The 20,871-nt window shown below is 43.9% G+C and carries 18 protein-coding genes; 10 read left to right on the top strand and 8 right to left on the bottom strand.

What is annotated here, in order from left to right:
• The coding region (locus ENI34_00850; protein ID HEC77674.1) for a tetratricopeptide repeat protein at positions 1-1,228 on the top strand (1,228 nt) is incomplete at its 5' end.
• A gap of 78 nt (positions 1,229-1,306) precedes the next feature.
• Positions 1,307-1,798, top strand: coding sequence for a UpxY family transcription antiterminator (locus ENI34_00845; GenBank protein HEC77673.1), 492 nt, complete (start codon positions 1,307-1,309; stop codon positions 1,796-1,798).
• Positions 1,799-1,840: 42 nt separating this feature from the next.
• Here ENI34_00845 and trpS read toward each other — a convergent pair whose 3' ends face one another.
• From trpS to ENI34_00810, 7 genes are all read right to left on the bottom strand, one after another.
• Positions 1,841-2,833, bottom strand: a complete 993-nt coding sequence (trpS, locus tag ENI34_00840) for a tryptophan--tRNA ligase (protein ID HEC77672.1) — start codon at positions 2,831-2,833, stop codon at positions 1,841-1,843.
• 54 nt (positions 2,834-2,887) lie between these two features.
• The gene (locus tag ENI34_00835; protein HEC77671.1) at positions 2,888-4,294 is read right to left on the bottom strand and encodes a T9SS type A sorting domain-containing protein; all 1,407 of its coding nucleotides are present in this window, start codon (positions 4,292-4,294) and stop codon (positions 2,888-2,890) included.
• Between the two features lie 180 nt (positions 4,295-4,474).
• Positions 4,475-5,824, bottom strand: coding sequence for a CCA tRNA nucleotidyltransferase (locus ENI34_00830; GenBank protein HEC77670.1), 1,350 nt, complete (start codon positions 5,822-5,824; stop codon positions 4,475-4,477).
• A gap of 12 nt (positions 5,825-5,836) precedes the next feature.
• Positions 5,837-8,524 carry a M1 family peptidase gene (locus tag ENI34_00825; protein ID HEC77669.1) on the bottom strand — a complete coding sequence of 896 codons (2,688 nt, stop codon included), beginning with the start codon at positions 8,522-8,524 and terminating at the stop codon, positions 5,837-5,839.
• Between the two features lie 50 nt (positions 8,525-8,574).
• Positions 8,575-9,825, bottom strand: coding sequence for a hypothetical protein (locus ENI34_00820; protein HEC77668.1), 1,251 nt, complete (start codon positions 9,823-9,825; stop codon positions 8,575-8,577).
• 33 nt (positions 9,826-9,858) lie between these two features.
• Entirely contained in the window at positions 9,859-10,680 is an 822-nt protein-coding gene (locus ENI34_00815) for a hypothetical protein (GenBank protein ID HEC77667.1), read from the bottom strand.
• The gene (locus ENI34_00810) at positions 10,680-11,978 is read right to left on the bottom strand and encodes a hypothetical protein (GenBank protein HEC77666.1); all 1,299 of its coding nucleotides are present in this window, start codon (positions 11,976-11,978) and stop codon (positions 10,680-10,682) included. Before ENI34_00810 ends, ENI34_00815 begins: the two co-directional genes overlap by 1 nt.
• 70 nt (positions 11,979-12,048) lie before the next feature.
• Here ENI34_00810 and ENI34_00805 point away from each other — a divergent pair, with 70 nt between their 5' ends.
• The 8 genes from ENI34_00805 (at position 12,049) to ENI34_00770 (ending at position 20,198) form a co-directional block, all read left to right on the top strand.
• Positions 12,049-13,200 carry an AI-2E family transporter gene (locus tag ENI34_00805; GenBank protein ID HEC77665.1) on the top strand — a complete coding sequence of 384 codons (1,152 nt, stop codon included), beginning with the start codon at positions 12,049-12,051 and terminating at the stop codon, positions 13,198-13,200.
• A 161-nt stretch (positions 13,201-13,361) separates the two neighbouring features.
• Positions 13,362-13,580 carry a 4Fe-4S dicluster domain-containing protein gene (locus ENI34_00800; protein ID HEC77664.1) on the top strand — a complete coding sequence of 73 codons (219 nt, stop codon included), beginning with the start codon at positions 13,362-13,364 and terminating at the stop codon, positions 13,578-13,580.
• A complete protein-coding gene (locus ENI34_00795; GenBank protein ID HEC77663.1) occupies positions 13,570-14,706 on the top strand; it encodes a 2-oxoacid:acceptor oxidoreductase subunit alpha in 1,137 nt (378 codons plus the stop codon). The genes ENI34_00800 and ENI34_00795 overlap by 11 nt, the downstream gene beginning before the upstream one ends.
• A complete protein-coding gene (locus tag ENI34_00790; GenBank protein HEC77662.1) occupies positions 14,693-15,505 on the top strand; it encodes a 2-oxoacid:ferredoxin oxidoreductase subunit beta in 813 nt (270 codons plus the stop codon). The genes ENI34_00795 and ENI34_00790 overlap by 14 nt, the downstream gene beginning before the upstream one ends.
• A gap of 14 nt (positions 15,506-15,519) precedes the next feature.
• Positions 15,520-16,065, top strand: a complete 546-nt coding sequence (locus ENI34_00785; GenBank protein HEC77661.1) for a 2-oxoacid:ferredoxin oxidoreductase subunit gamma — start codon at positions 15,520-15,522, stop codon at positions 16,063-16,065.
• A gap of 26 nt (positions 16,066-16,091) precedes the next feature.
• Positions 16,092-16,829: a hypothetical protein gene (locus tag ENI34_00780; protein ID HEC77660.1), complete on the top strand. Its 738-nt coding sequence runs from the start codon at positions 16,092-16,094 to the stop codon at positions 16,827-16,829.
• Complete coding sequence (locus ENI34_00775) at positions 16,826-19,756, top strand: hypothetical protein (GenBank protein ID HEC77659.1); 2,931 nt, start codon at positions 16,826-16,828, stop codon at positions 19,754-19,756. Before ENI34_00780 ends, ENI34_00775 begins: the two co-directional genes overlap by 4 nt.
• Positions 19,746-20,198, top strand: a complete 453-nt coding sequence (locus ENI34_00770; GenBank protein ID HEC77658.1) for a DUF3795 domain-containing protein — start codon at positions 19,746-19,748, stop codon at positions 20,196-20,198. The genes ENI34_00775 and ENI34_00770 overlap by 11 nt, the downstream gene beginning before the upstream one ends.
• Before the next feature lie 8 nt (positions 20,199-20,206).
• On the opposite strand, the gene ENI34_00765 is transcribed toward ENI34_00770, so the two are convergent.
• On the bottom strand, positions 20,207-20,871 hold a 665-nt coding region (locus tag ENI34_00765; GenBank protein ID HEC77657.1), incomplete at its 5' end, for a UPF0280 family protein.

Below are 20,871 nucleotides of genomic sequence, written 5' to 3'. Positions count from 1 at the left end.
TGGCCGTCCCTGGGAGTTGTTTTCGACCTATATTGCGATGCAGAAGTCGTTTGCGCCGGTCTTCAATGTAGTGGTTGGTCTGGGGCGTGGCCGGTTTGTCGGGTATGGACCGCGCAGTCATATCTTCAATACGGATCTATTTGTTCTGGGTGAGGAGTATATGACGCGCAGTCATTCCTGGTGGGCGTTCGGGATTTTCTTTGGTGGTTCGATCAAAGCCGGGCCCGTGGAATTGATTGCCGAGATCGACGGTCGGGACGGCAATGCCGGGATCAGGTATCGTCATAAGTATTTCACCGGAACATTGGCGGTCACCAAGTGTGAGCATTTCTGGAGTCCGGAGCCTTTTTCGCCGCGTTTTACGCTCGGGGTTGAGGCGACTAATCGTGCATTGATGGAAGGTCCTCAGGTGGGTTCGATTGAGTGTGTGATTCGTGACTATACTTCAAAGCAACCGCTTGTCGGTGCGGTCATCGACATCAAAGAAATGAACAAGCGGTATAAGACAAAGGGTTCCACTTTCAGCCTCAGTCTGCCCGTGGGCAACTACACGATTGCAATCTCCAAACCGAATTATGAAGACTACATGGCGAAAATCTCCGTGAAAAAAGGGATGAAGAGCAAACTGATCTTCAATCTCAAAAAGACCGAAGAAGCCCGGAGAAAAGAGACGGCTCTACTGGAAAAAGAAAAGAACATCAAAGCCAACTTCGAAAAGGGTAAAATATACTATTCTGAAGGGAATCTCGATGAAGCAAAAGCTGCGTTCGAAGCGGTTCTTTCCCTTGATCCGAGCCATAAAGGAGCACAGGATTATTTAGCCAAGATCGAACCGAGACGTAAGGAACTGATCAGTGTCTACAGTGCAGAGGCACGTTCACGAACCCAGGCAAAAGATTATGCCAAGGCGATTGAATTCTGGAATAAAGTACTCGGCCTTGATCCGGCGAACAGCGAGGCGAAAACAGCGGTCGCGAATTTAAAGAAAAAGATGGCTCCGCCCAAGAAACCGAGTGGTGGTACAAAACCGCCTGTTGCAAAGAAACCGACCAAAGCGCAAATCAACGCCCTCTACAAAAAAGGAGTCTCTTACTTCACCTCTGAAAAATATAGTGAGGCGCTGAAGATCTTCAAACAGGTACTTGCACTGGACCCGAACCATGCCGGTGCCAAAGATTACAAGAAGCGTACTGAAGCGAGACTGAAGATTCTCCAGGGCGGAGGTTAAAGAAGTCTAAATTTATAACGAGAGAATTCTGAAGAATCTTTAAAACTTACTCTCAAGCAAGAAGCATAGGAGTTGAAAATGAGCTGGTTTGCAGCATATACGCGGTGTAATCACGAACGCGTCGTCAACAAGCTTCTTACTGATAAAGGAATAAATACCTTTTTACCCACCATCATCGTCCCGAGTCGACGCAAAGACAGAAAAATATTGATCAAAAGACCTCTGTTTCCGAATTATCTATTTGTGGAACTGGATGAAGTGCGGGACAACTGGCTCAAGACATTCCGGACACCCGGCCTGGTCAAGATCTGTGGTAACGGCAGGCCAATGCCTGTCCCTGATGAAGAGATTGAATCAATCAGGATATTTGTAAACAGCGACCGAAATCTCTACCCTCTACCCTATCTTCAGGTCGGCATGCGTGTCCGTGTAATATCAGGACCGCTGGCCGGAGCCATCGGTATTCTCATTAAAGAGAACAGAAAGAAACGGCGCCTTGTGGTCTCAGTGGAATTAATGGGACAATCAGTCGCCGCAACCCTTTTCGACGACGAAGTAAAACCTTACTGAATCCAGTCGGGGAAAATCGACCTTTGTAAAATGGATAAGGGACTAATGAAATGTCCTGATGCCTATTCGTTCATAGACCTCAGACATCGTTCTCTCGGCAATCGCTTTTGCCTTTTTCTGCCCCTCTTTCAGTATCTTATAGACATAGTCCTTCCTGTTCCTCAACTCCTTCTGCTTCTCCTGAAGGGGTTGAAGCACTCCGTACATATTCTCCAGAAGAATTTTTTTACAATCAAGGCATCCGATTCCCGCTTCACGACACTCACGCGCACAATATTCAATATCCTTATCCTTGGAAAACGCCCGGTGCATGGTGAAAACATTACACCTCTCAGGATTGCCTGGATCTGTCCGACGCTTACGTGCGGTATCAGTAACTGCAGTTGAAAGCTTCTGCCAGATCTGTTCTTTTGTTTCATCAAGATATATGCAGTTTTCAAGGCTTTTGCTCATCTTGTTTACACCATCGAGCCCTAAAATACGCGGGATGTCACCGAGTTTGGCTTCTGGTTCTGGAAAAGTTTCACCGAAATATGAATTAAATTTCCTTACTATCTCTCTGGTAAGTTCTATATGGGGTACCTGATCATCACCGACCGGCACGACCTCTGCCTTGTATAGAATAATGTCGGCGGCCATCAACACCGGATAGTCGAATAATCCCATGTGAACATAATCGGGATTCGCCTTCCGCTTTTCTTTGAATGTCGGAACCCGTGACAACCAGCCGATCGGCGTGATTGTATTCAATATCCACGCAAGCTCGGTATGTTCAGAGACGGTCGACTGCACCATTAAAATACTCTTTCCTGGATCAAGCCCTGCAGCGAGGTAATCAACGGCTGCATTGAATATCCTATCTTCCATCTCTTTCGGGTTGAAATGGACGGTCATAGCATGGTAATCGACGATTCCGTATATGCAGAAATATTCATCCTGCATTGGAATCCAGTTGCGGATGGCTCCGACATAATTACCGAGGTGCAACCTGCCTGAAGGTTGAATACCACTGAAGACTCTTTTCTTCTCTGCCATGGTACAATAATAATTAAAAAAACGATTAAGTCAATATATCTTTTCAGAAAAAATTCAGTTCTGGAGTTTTATAATTTTATATCTGTATTCGACAACGCCGTCGTTTATAAAAAGAATGTACACCCCCGGTTTCAATCCACTACCGACTCTTATTGAACCGCCTCCTGTATATTCCTCACTCATTCTTCTGCCCGTAATATCATAAACGGTAATTCGATACGGCTGAAAAGAATTCTTGAGTGAAATCTCCAGTTCCCGTGAAAAGATGGTTCGGAAAAAAACACCGGTCGGACAGAATGAGTTTTCTTTTTCTGCGACATATAAAGAATCCCAGAAATTTCTGCGGACCGTATTCCAGAGGTGGTCATAGTCGCGGTCATATCCCAGTGCCCAGCAACCTGCACCGGCGATCATGGAATCATTCACCATTCCGAATTTTATATCGAGCGATACTGAATCATCATACCAGCATTGATGCCATCCCGTAGTATAATAACGGTACCAGGGTGTCAGGGAATTTTCATCCCACAATCTGCCGTATGTATTCGCGTTCTGAAAAGCGGAATAATAGCTCACAGCAACACCGCTTCCCGTCGTATTACTTCCGATATCACCCGATTCAGTCGGCCAGTCATATCCGTAATAAGGAACACCGAGAATGAGCTTCGAGGCATCTGCACCGCATTCCTTGTAACTCCCTATCGATTTTGCAGCACAATATTGCCCCCAAAAAGAGGAAGGAACACACGGTGAAACCGGACCGGCGATTGAAGCACCGCTCCAGTGAAAATCATATGCCATGATGAATAATCCGTCGCAGTTATCCGCAAGATATGCCACATCATAACCCGGATACCACTCAGGAACAGCGATCGAAGCGATGTAGAGTTCCTTCCTGCCGCCTGGATGACCGATCATCGCCTGATAGAGGTTATGGATAAACAGGTTGAAGCTGTCCCGTACTGAACCGAGAACGAATTCAAAATCTATGTTCACTCCCTCGATTCCGTAATTCGTGAGAAATTCACTCATACTGAAAATTGCATTCTGTCGTGCGGTATCGTTATTGAGAAAAGTCGTCACATTGGAACTGCCGAAAATAATAAAGGTCATATGTACTGCTGTTCCGTGATTATGTGCAAGATCACGAATTATAAAGAACCTGTCTTGATTGGGGATATCGCCCAACTCTCCTGTTGAAGGATCTATCTCTACGGAAAAATACGCAACGTGGGTCAACAGTTCCATCTGAAAATGCTGATAACAGGTTGTGTCAATCCAATAGGGACAGTAACCATAATATTTTTTCATCATCCCGTTGATGCGGGTCTGTAGAGGAATATATTCCTGCGGTCTCTGACTTATCGAAGAAAAGACTGCATTATCTATATAATTGTAATACTCTATTTGATGAATACCAACGGGTTGTGTCAAAAGCGTAAACAGCAGTAAATCAATCATCTCTTTTTTATACGCCGTATCCGATTTTTGATTAAAAAGAATGCAAAGATTATTATCAAAACGACGATTACGACGACGAAGAGGTTGAGATTGAAAATCAACTTAAGGACCTGATCCATTTCATACCTCCTTTTATATTATAAATGTCTTGAAAAGGGTGTCAAGATACAAAGAACCGAATCACAACCTCTTTTCAATTTCGAGGGCGATCTTCAATCCCTCTTCTTTGCTCTTTATTTTACCTTCAAGCTGAAGATCAAACAGCTCCTGCAGGATAATTTTGAATTTGGGCCCCGGTTCCAGTCCCAGTGCGATTAAATCATAACCGTTTATCAACCGCTCGACTTTTGGTTCGGCATCATCTTTTCTCTTAAGTGCTATCATTCTCATAAAGACCTCCTCAAGATGGCGTGTCCAGCCGGCTGTGGCATAGCCGTCGGCCCAGGCGATCATCATTGCACCGAACCAGTCATCTTCAAGATCCCGAAAAAACCTGCGGATCGCCCGGTCAGTGAGTTCCTGATTCGTCGCCAGTAAATGGAGTCTCATATGTTCTTTCACCAGACGGCTGATCATTTTGACGTCGCTGCGTGGTAATTTCAGGCGTTTGTAACCCAGGGTCTTAACGATCTTTGCTCCTTTGGTGTCATGCCCGTAAAAATGCACTTCCCCTTCTTTCAACAAGAATGTATCGGGTTTGGCGACATCGTGAAATAGAGCGGCGATTTTCAAAAGAGGTATCCGCTTTTCGACCGCAAAATAAGTGGAAAATTCCGGCTCAATCTTTCTGAAAAAACCCTGCTGGAGGAGTTTTTCCAATGCCTGATATGTACCGAGTGAATGCCCCCATAAATAATCGTCTTCCATGATCTTTCTCGCCTCGGGAAAGATCTGTAAAAAGAGTCCCAGTTCGTTCATCTTGAGAATCTCTTTGTAGGAAGCGGGCGCTCCCATTATCCTCAGCAATTCGTATCCGATACGCTCAGCCGCCACTCCCTTCAAATCTACGGCTTTCGCCAGCTTGAAAAAACTTCGATCCAGTTTAAAACCCAGTTCCAGGGAAAAACGAAATCCCCTCAAAACCCTCAAAGGATCATCTGTCAATGAATTCTCTGAAGTGGGTCGGAGAATTCCCTTCTTTAAATCCTTGAATCCGCCGAAGGGGTCGAAAAATTCAAGTGTACGGCAATTGATCGCCATTGAATTAACGGTGAAATCCCGCCTTCTGAGGTCTTCAGTGATATCATTATCAATCAGTCCTATGAAATCGTAGATAAAATCATCCTTCACAACCCGCGCTTCATCATCCGCCTCACTCAACAACACAAAAGCACCCTTTATCTTCCTGGCAAAAGAACGTGCGAACTTAATGCCCGAACCTGAAACTGCAAAGTCGTAGTCCCTGGGTTCGACACCGAGCAGGATGTCCCTGATCGTTCCGCCTACCAGATAGAAATCTTTCTGTCCGGAGAACTCCTTGAGCGTCTGGATATGCCGATCCCCGAGAATGAAATCCTTTAATCTCTCCATAGAATCATCCTGTTAAAAACCAATAGACCAGCGGATCTTCCACTCCTCATCACTCAAGATATAAAAAGGTAGATTAAAAGAGACCGGTCCGAGAACAAGTGAAGCGCCGACATCAAAAGCGAATTCTCCGTAGTAACCGAAATCAGCAAATACTCTTATCGGATAATCAAAGGGAAATTCAAGATTCAAACAATAGAGCTCATTCGATTTGATGTGCATGGTCTGATAACCCCGCATATTTCCGTCGCCGGAGATATGGATATGCTCCTGGGGTGAAAAATATCCGCTCTGGCTGAAAAGTAAATCAGCAAGCATACTGATATGCAAAGCCCCGCTTAAAAACAACCGTTCCTGCATCGGAGCATCACCGAATACCCTGCCGGCGAAGATCCGTATCTTAAAAGGAATAAATATCGCCGTTTTCTTTTCGATTTCCAAAGTCGTACGCAGATAAGACCACTCTCCGCCGTAAATTTGTCGAGCAACCGCTGCACCGATATTTATACGCCAGTTCCGATATTCGAACTCTAAGGAATTATCAAAAATAAAATTCTTCCCTGTATCCCAATCATTGGAGTCGACCGCGATATAAGAATAAAGGTAGGTATATGAAAACATATTCTTGATCTCTATCTGCGGTGTTGAAGAATACGGAAGACCGAGATTTGTAACAAACCCCGCCTCTAATTTATCCATACCATTGGGTTTTGAACCTTGCAATTTCAACCGCACCCTCTTTCCCCGTTTGAAGAAAACAGGTGTCTGGTACTTGAATGTGGGATAAAAGTTTTTACTCTTCAATCCGTATGTACATCCTGCCAGCCATTGATGTTCTCCTTTCAAAAAATCATAATCAATAAATCGGCCGCCGAAAAGATACAAACCCGGAATAAAACCGTCGTCACTGCCGTACCATAAATACGGAAGAAATATAATCTGGTAAGCGTCAAAAGACGGTAAAGCGAAAAAAGGTTTCAATTGAATCCGTGGAGGATAATAATTATTCCAGTGGTTCGGTTCAAGGGAATAACCATCAGGATCAATGACCACCTTCTTTATTCTCCCTCGTTCCGTGGGAAGGGTGATCGTATAAATCTTTTCCTCGGTATCGATTCTGAAAATATCTTCGCCGGCTTCTGTTTCAACAAAAACATCCACAGGTGACTGAATGGCTCCTCTGTTTTCAATCTCAACGGTATTGGCTGTAACTTTCTTAACCGCCCAGTCACAAAAGTAAGTGGTGGTCAAAAATCCTGAAAACAGAGGTTCAAAATCTCTGCCCGTTTCTTCCTGGCATATTCTAAGGAAATCACTGCTTGTCGGATGTTTGAATCTGTATTCTTTACAGTATCTTTTTAAAATCTTATCGAATGTCTTTCCACCGATGATTCCTTGAAGATTGTACAAAAAAAGAGCGGGCTTTGAATATGCGGCGTTGGCATAAGCAAGAGGGACATCCAGATAATCATAAGCGGGTGTAATAATAGATTTTTCGATGGCATTGGACTGGCTTATATAATATATCAACTTGTGGAAATATCTTCTTGTTAAAGGCGGAATCAAAGAGCTCTTGATTATGGAACCGTCTTTACCGTATTTATCTTCCAGATACCTCAATTCGGTAAAAGTGGTGAATCCCTCATCCAACCAGGCCTCATCCATCTCATTGGATCCCAGGATTCCGTAAAACCACTGATGCGCTATTTCATGGACGATCACAATTTCGAACGAACGGACAAAACGATTTTCTTTGTGCCCGATAAGCACAAGATTGGGATATTCCATACCTCCTCCGAAATATCCCTCAACGACACTCAAATTCTTATAAGGATACTTTCCATACCATCGATTATATCGCTCGACAGCATCAACCGCGTAAAGACCGGCGCTGTACCAATCCTTTTCATGTTCTTTCAGAAAAAAGATATAAATATCGATGCCGTCGACATTATATCTTTCCACCAGAAACTCGGGATCGCAGACCCAGGCGAAATCATGAACATCCCTGGCGAGAAATCTCACCTTCTTCCTTTCACCGAGATGCGGCTTTCTTTTACTGATTATCAGTGAATCAATGAACTGCCGGTCACCCGGTGTAATCCTCTCGCCGGTTGCCGCCACGACATAACCGGCCGGCAGGTCGATCTCCACATCAAAAGTGGCGTATTCTCCATAGAACTCTCCAATAGCATGATAAGTATCACAATGCCAGCCGCTTCGGTCGAAAACACACATCTTGGGATACCACTGCGTCATCTCATAATGGTCATTTTGATACCCGAGACGTGAAATCTGTTGAGGAATCTTTAAATAAAAGTCGAGCTTCAGAACCAAAGAATCGTGTGGATTCAACGGAGTAAACAGGGGAATCGTCAAGAGTGTACCGTCGATCAAAAAGCTGGCACTGTCCCCATTAATCAGAACGCAATCAATATCTATATATCCTCGTTCTTTCTTCTTCAATTTTTCATAGTCGTGAGGACTCAATTGCTTCATCTCTTTCATAAAAACGGTATTCTCATCCTTGTAGGCATTCGGATATAAATGGATATACAGCGTATCAAGACGATACGGTGAATTATTATAATAGATGAGATATTCCACCCCCCTGAGGGAATGGTCCGCAGTATCCAGATATGCATCTATCCTGTATGACACAGACTGCTGCCACTGGAACAAACACAGGATGAACGTAATCATATATTTGAGAGATCTATGAAGTTATCTATAAAGTAAAGATTCGACCCCAATTATTCTTTTTGTGAAAGATTCAAAAACTTTTTGACGAAGACTTTTTCTTTCAGCTCATCAATCAATTTTGCGAAACGCTTCTGAAGTTCCTGATCCTGAAGATACTTCATTATATACTCACGCATATCTTCAAATGTCAGGGTCTTACCCGGAATTTTTTCTTTGAGGTAGATCAGGTGATAACCGATCGGTGTCAATATCGGTTGACTCAGCTCACCCTCCTGCAGGTTTTCCACAATCGAATCAAGCGGCGGCGAAAGTTGATTAACATAAAACTCTCCAATATCAATCTCCGCTGCATTGGAATATTCCTTTGCCAGACTGTCAAAATCCACCCCTTGCCTCACCAGTTCGCAGAGCCTCTCACCCAGTCTTTGATAGCGGAGTGTATCCGCCCGGGTGATGCCGACCTTTATCAGAATCTGCCGTGCCAGAACCCAGTCTTTTCCTTTATTCAGCACCTCAACGATATGATATCCAAACCTTGTCGGTATAGGTTGGGATACAACACCTGGTTTTAAATCAAATACAGCTGCCTCAAACTCTTCGAGGGTCTCCCCTTTTTTTATCTTTCCGAGCATGCCGCCTTTGTATTTTGAATTCTCGTCGTCGGAAAATTCCTCTGCCAGAACACTGAAGTCTCCACCTGCAAGAAGCAGTTTATAAACATCTAGAGCTTTATTGAATCCTTTTTTTAAAGCATCCTCACTCGGTCTGATGACAAGAAGAATATGGGACAGCTTCACACGGCCGGGCCGCACCGCGATACTGTCTTTATGCTCCTCATAAAATCTCTTCACCGCAATCGGCGAAATGGTGATATCGGAAAATTTCTTTTGAATGAGCCGCTCCATCGTCAGCTGAGTCTTGGCTGAACGTTCATAATTCCGTCTTAAATCATCAACGGTCAACCCCTGTTTTTCCAGGGCTTTGAAAAAATCGGCTTCTGAAGGATACTGCTCCTTCACCTTTTCGATCTGCCATTCAACGGCTTCGTTGATTTCACGGGTACTTACAGCAATCGATTCCTGCTCCGCCTCGATCAATACCAGTCTTTGCGATATGAGTTCATCCAGAACATATTCACGCAGTTCTTCCGGCTCCTGGAACATTTCGCGAATTCTGGGGTCATTGGCGAGAAAATACATCTTCTCCATGACCTCACTCTCGAGTATCACATCATCTCCGACATACGCCGCAACCTGATCTGCGTGAGCGGTTAACAATGCAAAAAGTATAATCAACATCATGAGTGCTACGGTCTTTTCAATATACCGTAAAAATTAATTCTTCTCTTTTAATACCGAAAGGTCAATCGTAACCTTGTACTGGGTTTTCAGACTGTCGACATAATGTGATAGGAAATCCTGATATTTCTTGGCGAGAAGATAGTTGTATATCGCTCCTTTATATGCATCATAATCAGCTTTGGATTTCATCTTTTTCTTGTCGATCATCTTTACAAGAAGATATGTGCCCTGTACATAGGGAATAACATCTGAAATTTCACCGCGCTTCATATTGAATATAGTCTCTTCAATCCCGAAATCACCGAGCGTACCCCTGGGTAGGTAGTCGGTAACCACCTTCGGATCCTCAGGATTTTCAAAACGGGTCAAAGAACGCTCCTTGGCAAGTTTGAAGAAATCGGCACCCGCTTTTATCTCCTGAAGAGTCATACGGGCGGTCTCGATATCAGGCAGGACGATCTGACCTAATTTTACGGCATACAAAAATTCCTTCTCGTGTTCATTAAAATACGCCTTGATTTCATTCTCATCCACGGTGGTACCGCTGAATTCCCTGCGTACCAGATCCATCGCCAAAAGATTCTTTTCATACTCCTTCAGCACCAATCTGATCGAATCCTCTTTGTCAATCCCCTGTTTTTTGGCTTCGAGGTATAGAATTTCCTGATCCGCCCATTTTTCGCAGAATTGCCGGATCTGTTCTTCCGGGACTTTACTGTAATCCGCCTCAGTGATATACTTTTCAAAATCCGCCTTGGTCAATACCGACCCGTCCACCCTCACCAGGACATCCTCTGCCTGCTGCGCACAGAAGAAAAAAAGACCGATCACTATCGGAAAAATCAATTTCTTCACTATTCCTCCTTCAGTAATTTCGCTACAACTGTTTGGTTGATTACGGGATTATACTTATCCCGCAGTGATTGAAACACTTTACTGCGTAAGGTGTCTATCTTCGCCTCACGCACCCTCGCCTTCACCACACTAAAAACTTCCTCCAGTGTTTTATCCTGATAATCGTCTTTATGAGTCTTGTAGTAATTGACCACTTCCATGGAATCTATCTGGACCTTTTCCAGAACTTCATCTGAATAGAATTTCTGATACATCAGAAAATCCAGTGCTTTACGCAGTTTATCTTTAATCTCGAGTTTCTTGTCGAAATTGACCGTCAGCGCCTTATCATAGATGAGGTCCGGGATCAATTGACGTTCTATCAACTTCTGCGGCTCAATAAACGATTTTTTATACTGGTTCTGAATCGCCTCTCTGATTGATCCTACATAAACATAAGCGGTGTCATATTTTTTGACCACCCATTTTTTCAGGTCTTCTTTCGTTATCAGGGAATCGGGTTTCAATAATGCGTCGAGTCCTTCCTGATTATATTCGATCTTCGCATCATCAATCAGCTTCTGAATGAACTCATCTGCAATCTCCATCGCCTTATCCCGGCTGAGCGTATTACGGATGTTCTCCTTTACATCTTTATACTTCGGAGAATCGGCTTTTTTATGTTCGAGCACTTTCAGGATATAGAAGTATTCTCCGAAACTAACCGCTTTCGTCGTTCCCCCAACCGGTGTTTTTTCAACTGCTTCAAGTATCTGCGGCGGCAGTGACATCACGGAGAAAGTACCGATGTCACCGTTTTCTGTCAGGGTATCAAGCGAAAATTTCAAAAGAGAATCAAATAATACACCTTTTTCCAGTTCACTCTCTATATACTGTGCCAGAGAATCGGAAGTGACGACGATCTGCGCCAGATGATAATGGTCTATGATTTTATTATAGACATCCCTGATCTCTGATTCTGAAACATGCACCTTACTCATCACACTCGTTTCATAATAATTGCGCATAATGATATCTTTCTTATGGGTCTCAAAGGCGGTCTTGACAATGGCATCCTCGTCATATCCACGTTCACGCGCCTCATGCACCGCCAGCATCTGATTTATGAATTCATCTATCTTTTTCAGCCGCTGTAAGGAATCTTCTGTCGGGGTAAACTGAAAATTCTCTTTAAAATCAGCGATTGTATAAGTCTCTCCATCAACCGTGAATAAAACCTGATCCTCACAGGAAAGACCTGCAAGGATTACAAAGAGAAGCAGAGTTGCATATTTTAGATGTTTTAATGTTGATTTCATACCCTATTGTACACAATCGACCTTTAAAGTCAAGGCTTGATTTTGTAATGATAGTAGATATAATTTTCAGATGCAGAAAGTAGTCTTCTACATAACCATCGTGCTCATTGCAGGATTCATAATCCTCTCAAAAACATTCTCACCGATCTGGCTTCTGCTTCTTGTCCTGACCGTACTCTGGCCGTTCAGACGCGATAAAAACGTACGGCCTGTATTCCTCCTCACTATTTTACTCTTTCTCTTCTATTTCCTTCTCCATTATTCTTCAATCCTGGTGCCGTTCATTATTGGTCTTGGTCTTGCTTATATCCTTACACCTATGGTCGATTTCCTGGAAAGAAGAAAAGTCCCGAGAGTCATTGCAATCCTCGTATTCCTTCTACCGATCGTCGCGGTCATCCCTCTGCTCATCACCCTGATAATATCAGGGTTGATCAATGAACTCCAGGTCCTGATCAATAAAATCCCTTATGCAATTCAGCAGATCCAGCTTTATTCCGGAACCGTAATCGATAAATTGATTGAGCTGGGGATCGACGTCGACCCCAATATCATCGCGAACACAATCACCACCCATCTCAGCAATGTAATCGCCGGAGTCTTCAAGACCATCGGGCAGATCGGCAGAGGTATCGGAAGTATAATTATGATCATCTACAACTTCGTCTTTATCCCGCTCTCTGCCTATCTTTTCCTGTCTGACAGAGAAGAAATAACCGAATGGTTCAGAAATCTCTTCGGCCTGAAAGAAAGAAAAAAGGTCGATGCATTCATCAATAAATTGAATGTCTCTCTGGCTCGCTTCTTCAGAGGAACACTGCTCCTTATGTTCATCGTAGGATTCATCGTAGGATTTTCCTTATGGATTCTCGGAATTAAATATTATCTGCTCCTGGGCGTGATCGCCGGCCTGTGTAATCTTATTCCCAATATCGGCTATATCTTGAGTTTCCTTCCGGCGATTCTCATCGGACTTACAAGTCCCTCGCCGCTGTTGAATCTCATCAAGATCGCTTCCGTCTACATCGGAGAACAGCTTCTGGAAAACTTCTTCCTGGGACCGCTCATTATCGGAAGATCCTCGAAACTCCATCCGGTTGTGGTGATGATAGTATTGATTCTCGGCGGTATGATGCTTGGTTTCTGGGGGGTCATTCTTGCAGTGCCGGCGGTGATATTCATCAGGGAATTCCTCAACCATTTTCTTGGTCTGAATCTGTAGTGGTTGATTCACAGCACAAGTAAATTCTGTTTATAGAATCAAAGGCAAACCCTCCGGCGGTTTAAATAAAGAATAAAAAATCACGAACCGCCGTTGTATCCCAGAAAGTTCTACGGTTCAACTGCTTGACGAACCGTGATTTATGGCTATAATAGGGATGCATGGCAGTAAAGACCCGTCGTTTTATCATTGAAATCAAAGAAAGCTGGTGTAAAGGTTGTGAGATATGCGTCGCCTTCTGCCCCAAAGATGTTCTGACAATGGAAGGAGCCAAAGCAAAAGTCGCAAATCTCGACGCCTGCACCGGCTGTCAGTTATGTGAAATTTACTGTCCGGATTTTGCGATAAAAGTTTTAAAGAAAGAAGATAATGATGAGTGAACAAAAAGCAAGATTAGCCACCGGGAACGAAGTATGTGCTGAAGCGGCATTGGTCGCGGGTATGCGTTTCTTTGCAGGGTATCCGATCACCCCTTCCTCGGAAATTGCTGAAATCCTCTCTCTTAAATTACCCCAGTACGGCGGCGTCTTCATTCAAATGGAGGATGAAATCGCCTCGATGGCGGCTATCATCGGAGCATCCCTGGCAGGTGTGAAATCAATGACCGCAACCAGCGGACCGGGGTTTTCTCTGATGCAGGAGAACATCGGCTACGCCGCAATGGCGGAAGTACCCTGTGTCGTCGTCAATGTCCAGAGGGGCGGTCCGAGTACGGGCCTGCCCACTCATCCGGCACAGGCGGATACCATGCAGACACGCTGGGGCACCCACGGCGACCATCCCGTCATCGTGGTGACTCCCTCCACAGTGCGTGAAGTCTATGACTGGACCATAAAGGCATTCAATCTATCAGAGAAATACCGGGTGCCGGTCATTCTCTTGATCGATGAAATCATCGCCCACATCAATGAGAAAATCATCTATCCTGAAAAAGACGAAATAAAGATTATCGAACGTGAACGAACAGAAGAAAAACCCGAAGATTATCTCCCCTATAGAGCAGTGGATTCAGACGTCCCCCGATTCGCCGATTTCGGAATCGGTTATCGCTATAATGTCACGGGATTGAGCCATGACGAAACCGGCTTTCCCACAAACGACCCGGTGAAAGCGGATGCACTCTACAGGCGTCTTAACCGCAAGATTGAAAACAATCGTGAAAAAATCATCGAATTCAAAGAAAATTCCCTTGATGACGCGGATATCTGTATTGTGGCATACGGCTCAAGTGCCCGGTCCGCATACCGGGCGATGCGTCTGGCACGCGCCGCAGGTATCAAAGTGGGCGTTTTCCAGATACTCGTACTCTGGCCCTTTCCCTATGAAGCACTTTCGAAAATCTCTCAACGCGTCAAGGCGTTCATTGTCCCTGAAATGAATCTGGGGCAGACCGCCCATGAAGTTTCCTGTGCGGCAGATTGTGATGTGTTAAAAATCAATCGGGTGGATGGAATGCTGATCACGCCCGATGAGATTTTGGAGAAAATAAAAAATGTTCCCTTATGAAAAGTACCTGAGGCTTGATAAGTTTCCTCATATATGGTGCACTGGATGCGGCTGCGGTATAATTCTGAAAGCCATTCTCCGGGCGATCGACCGCTGCAAGATCCCCAAGGATAAAATAGCCCTTGTCTCTGGAATCGGATGTTCTTCAAGAACACCTGGTTATGTGGACTTCAATACACTCCACACCACGCACGGCAGAGCCATCGCCTTTGCCACAGGATTGAAACTTGCCAAGCCGGAATTGAATATCATCGTGGTCAGCGGAGACGGCGACGCCACGGCGATCGGCGGCAACCATTTTATTCATGCTGCACGGCGGAACCTCGACCTCACCGTAATCATCTATAATAATTTCATCTACGGAATGACCGGAGGGCAAGCTTCGCCCACAACGCCGTTCGGAAAAAAAGGCAGTACCGCACCTTATGGCTCAATGGAGCCCTCTTTCGACATCTCCGGACTGGCGATTGCCGCCGGCGCATCTTTTGTCGCCCGCAGTACCTGCTATCATGCGGTTCAACTGGATAAATACATCCAGAGAGGTCTGCTGAAAAAAGGATTTTCATTGATCGAAGTCCTCTCTCCTTGTCCGACGTATTATGCACGCCCCAATAGACTCGGCACCGCCGTTGATATAATGAAATGGTTCAAGGAGAACAGTATCCCGGTCAATACCGCAAGAAAAGATTCCAGAGAAGAGCATAAGGATAAAATCATCATCGGTGTGCTCAAAGACCAGGAGCGCCCGGAATTTTGTGAAGAGTATTATAAATTAATCAAAAGAGTGAAAAAATACTAAATCAGGAGGTTATCGTGAGTTTTAGATATGAGTTGAGGTTGAGCGGCTCTGGAGGTCAGGGTCTGATACTGGCGGGTAAGATTCTTGCCGAGGCGGCGGCGATCTACGACGGCAAGAACGCCACCCAGAGTCAATCCTACGGACCTGAAGCAAGGGGTGGCTCCAGCCGTTCCGAAGTCATCATCTCTGACGAAGAAATAGATTATCCCAAAGCCGTGAACATCGATCTGCTTCTCTGCTTCACCCAGGAGGCATGCGATAAATATTATAAAGATGTAAAAGAGAACGGTGTTTTACTTGTAGATTCAGGTTATGTATCAAAAAAACCCGAAGGAAAATTCAAGGTCTATTCTTTACCGATCACCGAGATCGCCGAAAAGGAGGTCGGTAAGGCGCTGGTGGCGAATATCGTCGCCCTCGGCATAATTACCGAATACACTGGTATTGTTTCCAGGGAGGCGGTTGAATCCGCGATTCTCTCCCGCGTACCGAAAGGTACCGAAGAAATAAACCTCAAGGCATTTCGTATCGGCCTCGAAAAGGGCCGGACATTAAAATAGAAAGCCACGCTGGTTCAGGCGCTGAGATGTCTCCTGAATGGATTAATTATGTAAGCAAAAAGAGGCAGAAAGTATTGCTTCAGATTCTCGAAGAACTCTCTTTACTGCAGGATAAAAAAGAACTCAATTTCATCATCATCGGTGCTCTCCCCCTCCTTATCAATGGTTATCTCAATTATAAGGTTTACTGGGACATCGATCTTTTATTTAAAGACCGACAATCCCTGCAGGAATTCATCTCAGAACCGAAGCCAGACTCCCTGCGGATAGTCGATTATGACGAACATTTGATGGTCAATAAAAATATTTCCAGTCTTCATACCGCCTGGTCATTCAATAAGACATGGTTCAATGTTGATTATATCATAAAAGAAAGAAGATACTTTGAATTTTACACATGGAAAAAGGAAAACCTGAAATTCTATCGGGAATCTGTTCTGTTCAACAACAGAGAATTTCGCATTGACATTTATCTTGCAAATCCCTGGGATATCATCATCGACAAGATCACTTCTCCGCGTACAGCAAGGGATATCGAATTAAAAGTAGAATTCAGTGTCGACATCAGACACATCTTTGCGATATATCAAAAAGAAAAAAACAACGAAAAATTCTGGCGATATGTCTTCAGGAAGGCGGCTTTTTTCGAAAAAGAACAGACCTTTAAAAAGAAGTTCTTCAAAATTCTTTCCCTGGCGCCGGAACTCGGTTATGAACAGATCAAGATATCAGATGAAGTATTGAAAAAATTGGGACAAAAATGAAAGACCTTGTAACATCCTTAAAAGAAAAAGCTTCTGAGTTCGGCAATCACTACAACAAATACATCCAGGCCGTAAGCAAGCACCTCAACACCCTTATCCAGAGATTGGAAGAAAATAAAAAACGTGATGCAGTACATATTCTGCATCCGGCTTATGATTTTGAAGCCGATCTGAAGATCGTCGCCGGTGTCGGCAGGACGACGAGAGAGAAATTAGATCTCATTGGAACGTTCTTCGCCCTCCAGTTCCTGCACTTCAATCATCAGGCGATAGACCAGTTAAGAATGGATATGATTGAAACCGACGCGGATAAATTATTTGTATACAGAAAATTTATGAGGAATGTAGGTGACAACTTCCGCAGACTCATAACCCATTATATTGTGAAACTCCTTGAAATCTTTCTCGATACGGACAGATCCCCTGAATTTGTAATTCTCAGCGTGGGTACCAAGTCTGATCAGGACGATATAGATGTAGGGATCATCGACGACTGCAAAAAGAACCGTGCAAGGTTCAACCGGGCGATCGCCCGTATAAGTCAGGAGATGTTCAGATTCGCCGTCTCTTTCCATTTTCACCTGTCAGAGCACATCGGAGACCATCTCTATTCCGCCTCGATTAAAGAATACAAAAAGGTTCTGACCGAAGAGATCAGCGATTATGTAATAATCAATGAAATGCTGAGCGCCGCAGTGATCACCGGCAGTAAAAAGTTGTTTGAAAAATATCAGAAGGAGATAATCAACCGCTATTTTTTCCACCCGTCCGCTGACAACCGCTATCATGAGGGGTATCTGAGAGGAATACTCGGTGATGTCTACCAACTGCTTGAAAAACCTATAAGTTCTAATTCAATCAACTTTAAAGAAGACGGCTTACGCATTATAAAGAACATCATCTGCGCCCAAAAAACGATCTTCAATATCAAGGAAGTCAACACCTGGGATATCATCGAACAACTAAAAAAAGCAAACCCCCGAAGAAAACGGGAATATAACGCCCTTGAAAGATCACTCACGTTCTTTGAAATCTTCAGATATCTCTACCAGCTCTTTGTAACACAGGATGAAGAAATCCTCCTCGATGACACCGCTTTTGAAAATATCCGCAGAGTCGCGAAGATAATCGGATACCAGGATTTCGGAACCTGCCGTGCAGAAGAACATCTCTTGATGCACTATTATGAACATATCCAGAACATCCGAAACGTCATTCCTGTTTTAATCAATGATATAACCGATCACCTCACGAAACACTCGATATTCTCGCATATATTTGATATCCGATACCGGGGAAACCTGGCTGAGGACTTTATCCAGAAATTCCGCTTCTTCAGAGGGACATCTTTCTGGAATGATATCCTCGACAACCTCAGGACAAACGAACTGCTTGAAAAGTTCGTGCGCGACTTTGACTCCCTGCCGTCTGAAAAGAGAAATTTTGTGATAAAAGAATATATCGAATGGTTTAAATATAATCTTTATTCACTCATCAATCTCCTGACCATTCTCGGTGAAAACAAGAAGAGTTTTTTAATCTTCAAGGAATTAAATGAATACTTGATGAAAAATATAGATGAGGTTCCAGATTTTACCCGAAATATCGCGTATGTGTTCAATCGTTTTCCTAATTTGATAAACAACTATTTTTCCTTGAATGAAGAGAAAGAGCTGAAGTTCTATCTTCAGATTTTCCAGAAAAAGATCTATGAAAAGGATGTTGATAAAATCATCGGCGACTTAAGAAATCTTATCTCAATGCACCTCTCAAGCAGCGTCTTTTTCAAAAGAATCTTCCTGAGAATACTGGATAAATACCCGAAATTGATCAATATCATAAAAGTTCCTGAACGGCTGAGGGAGTTCGCCGACGGGCTCTACAGTGATATCGACTCAATGCGCACCTTCAAAGCCAGGAAAGAAAAATTGGGTGACTATTATGACTGCGAATTTATACGGGTCGGCATAAAGACTTTATCAGGCGGTACGGTTGAAGAGATAAATTCTGAATTTACCCAGTTTTCAGACAGGTATATTCATACCCTCTTTGATATATGTCGTATGGAGATCGACAGACAGTATACCAGAAGGATAATAACCGATGACCTCCTGGCGATCTTCGCCGCCGGAGGCCACGCCCGGGAACAGGCATATGATGATGACTATGATATTATCGTCCTGCTCAATTCCGACAACCCGGAGATGCTTGATTACTGCAATAAAATAATCAGCAAGATGAATAATGAAATCATAAAGAGAAGCACGATTCCTCATCACAGGTTCACGGATTATTTCGGAAGATTCGTGATCCTTCTCGATGAAGTAAAAAAGTTATTGAGTGAAAAACGGGCTGACATCTTCATTGAAAAATCACAGATACTCGGTGCACGTCTGATCGTCGGTTCACATCGTTTTGAAGAAGAATTTATGAAGAAGATTATAAAACCACATATCTTTAAAATGAAAAGAGAGTATATTAATCAGATGATCGAAGAAATAAATTCCCGGCACAGTGTCAACGAAGAAAAAGCATCTGATATCAATAATGACATAAAAGAAGGTCCTGGTGGATTAAGGGACATTGAAATGATGATGTTGATCATGAAAGCCGAATTCGAGTTAAAGGAACCGGTCAACTCGAAACTGTTTAAAATCATCATTGACAAACAAAAAAATCTGGCCGCCGAATTGACAAAACTCGCTGAGGCGTTCTCGTTTCTTAACCATTTGAGAAATGTCTATCGCCTTACCTCAGCCGCATCCGATACAATCATTCCAGAAGCGCTGGAAACAGCCGCTGAAATCATGGGCTATAAAAATCAGGACCTGCTTTACCAGGAATTCAAGGATACGACGAAACGCGTGCGTAATACCATAAATCTCATAATAAAAAAGATTAAAAAAGGAAGAAGAGATGCCGGATAAAACGCAGTGCGATTTGATCGGCAGATGCGGACTCTACTGCGGCGCCTGTGACATCTATCGCGCCTGGATCGATAAAGACGAAGAAAAATTGAAAGGTATGGCAAAATACTTCAGGTGTGCACCGGAACAGATCCGATGTTCGGGATGTCAGAGTACTTCGAAAGATAAATGGAGCGGCGACTGTAAGATTGTGCAGTGCCTGGACCGCAATCATTATCAATACTGTTATGAATGTGCATTAACCGAACAATGCGACATATTCCAGAAATTGAATAAACGCTACAAGGATATGCCCGGACGAAATCTTACACGTTTAAAAAAGATCGGCGAAGAATGCTTTCTCAAGGAGCAGAAATTCAGGTGGTCCTGTCCTGAATGCCGTGCACCTGTTGAATACGGAGCTGAAAAGTGCAGAAAATGCGGCGCTGATCTGAACCGCTGACTCCCTGATTAATCGAGTGCACAGAGTTTGATGATTTCTCCCTTTACTCCGATCTTATTATTGATGACGACCACCACCCCCAGAATAGCTTTCTTGCTCTGTGCAAAGTCCAATGCAGCATCGATATCTGCCTCGGATTGTATCATATTTGCGACCGCCGTCGCCGCGGCGTCGGCATAAGCACCGCTGGGTGCCAGCACCGTGACTGCATCGGCCCGACCGAAACTCAATGAATGACCGATCCTACCCGATGAAGTACAGATGCTGATTCCTTCTGGATAAGGCATAAGTTCCAGACCGAGCTTCATTGACAAAAGATCATCTTCCGTGTAAATCCCTATCCTCATCGGTCGTCTGTTTATGATGAAAACGTCTCCGCCGTTTTCGACAATCACCTCTCCAGAACACTGGTGTAAATAATACGCCAGTTCTTCAGCAACGGCGCCGGCGACCGCCGCCATCGGTCCGACTCCTGCTTCTTCAGCGGCACGGCACATCTTCCTTATAATTTCCGGAGCATGAGCAGCACATTTGACCGGTGTCAAAGAATCAGCGAATCTTCTGTTTTTATAAATATATTCTTCAATCTCACAGCGGGTCCGTCTGAGCCTTTCAAAAGCTTTATCATACAGTAAAGACTCTGCTTTTATATACAGATCACTCTCCTCTATTG

Source organism: candidate division WOR-3 bacterium (assembly GCA_011052815.1).
Taxonomy (GTDB): Bacteria; Hydrothermota; Tepidihabitantia; order SM23-42; family SM23-42; genus DRIG01.
Note: the sequence above shows the minus strand (reverse complement) of the source record. Positions and strands in the feature narration are given on the sequence as shown.

What these genes read in the sequence shown, in the direction of transcription:
- ENI34_00810 (HEC77666.1), bottom strand. Translation starts at nt 11,978, where the DNA reads ATGAAATCAACATTAAAACATCTAAAATATGCAACTCTGCTTCTCTTT.
- ENI34_00825 (HEC77669.1), bottom strand. Translation starts at nt 8,524, where the DNA reads ATGATTACGTTCATCCTGTGTTTGTTCCAGTGGCAGCAGTCTGTGTCA.
- ENI34_00800 (HEC77664.1), top strand. Translation starts at nt 13,362, where the DNA reads ATGGCAGTAAAGACCCGTCGTTTTATCATTGAAATCAAAGAAAGCTGG.
- ENI34_00795 (HEC77663.1), top strand. Translation starts at nt 13,570, where the DNA reads ATGATGAGTGAACAAAAAGCAAGATTAGCCACCGGGAACGAAGTATGT.
- ENI34_00780 (HEC77660.1), top strand. Translation starts at nt 16,092, where the DNA reads ATGTCTCCTGAATGGATTAATTATGTAAGCAAAAAGAGGCAGAAAGTA.
- ENI34_00830 (HEC77670.1), bottom strand. Translation starts at nt 5,824, where the DNA reads ATGGAGAGATTAAAGGATTTCATTCTCGGGGATCGGCATATCCAGACG.
- ENI34_00805 (HEC77665.1), top strand. Translation starts at nt 12,049, where the DNA reads ATGCAGAAAGTAGTCTTCTACATAACCATCGTGCTCATTGCAGGATTC.
- ENI34_00835 (HEC77671.1), bottom strand. Translation starts at nt 4,294, where the DNA reads ATGATTGATTTACTGCTGTTTACGCTTTTGACACAACCCGTTGGTATT.
- ENI34_00770 (HEC77658.1), top strand. Translation starts at nt 19,746, where the DNA reads ATGCCGGATAAAACGCAGTGCGATTTGATCGGCAGATGCGGACTCTAC.
- ENI34_00790 (HEC77662.1), top strand. Translation starts at nt 14,693, where the DNA reads ATGTTCCCTTATGAAAAGTACCTGAGGCTTGATAAGTTTCCTCATATA.
- ENI34_00820 (HEC77668.1), bottom strand. Translation starts at nt 9,825, where the DNA reads ATGATGTTGATTATACTTTTTGCATTGTTAACCGCTCACGCAGATCAG.
- ENI34_00775 (HEC77659.1), top strand. Translation starts at nt 16,826, where the DNA reads ATGAAAGACCTTGTAACATCCTTAAAAGAAAAAGCTTCTGAGTTCGGC.
- trpS (HEC77672.1), bottom strand. Translation starts at nt 2,833, where the DNA reads ATGGCAGAGAAGAAAAGAGTCTTCAGTGGTATTCAACCTTCAGGCAGG.
- ENI34_00845 (HEC77673.1), top strand. Translation starts at nt 1,307, where the DNA reads ATGAGCTGGTTTGCAGCATATACGCGGTGTAATCACGAACGCGTCGTC.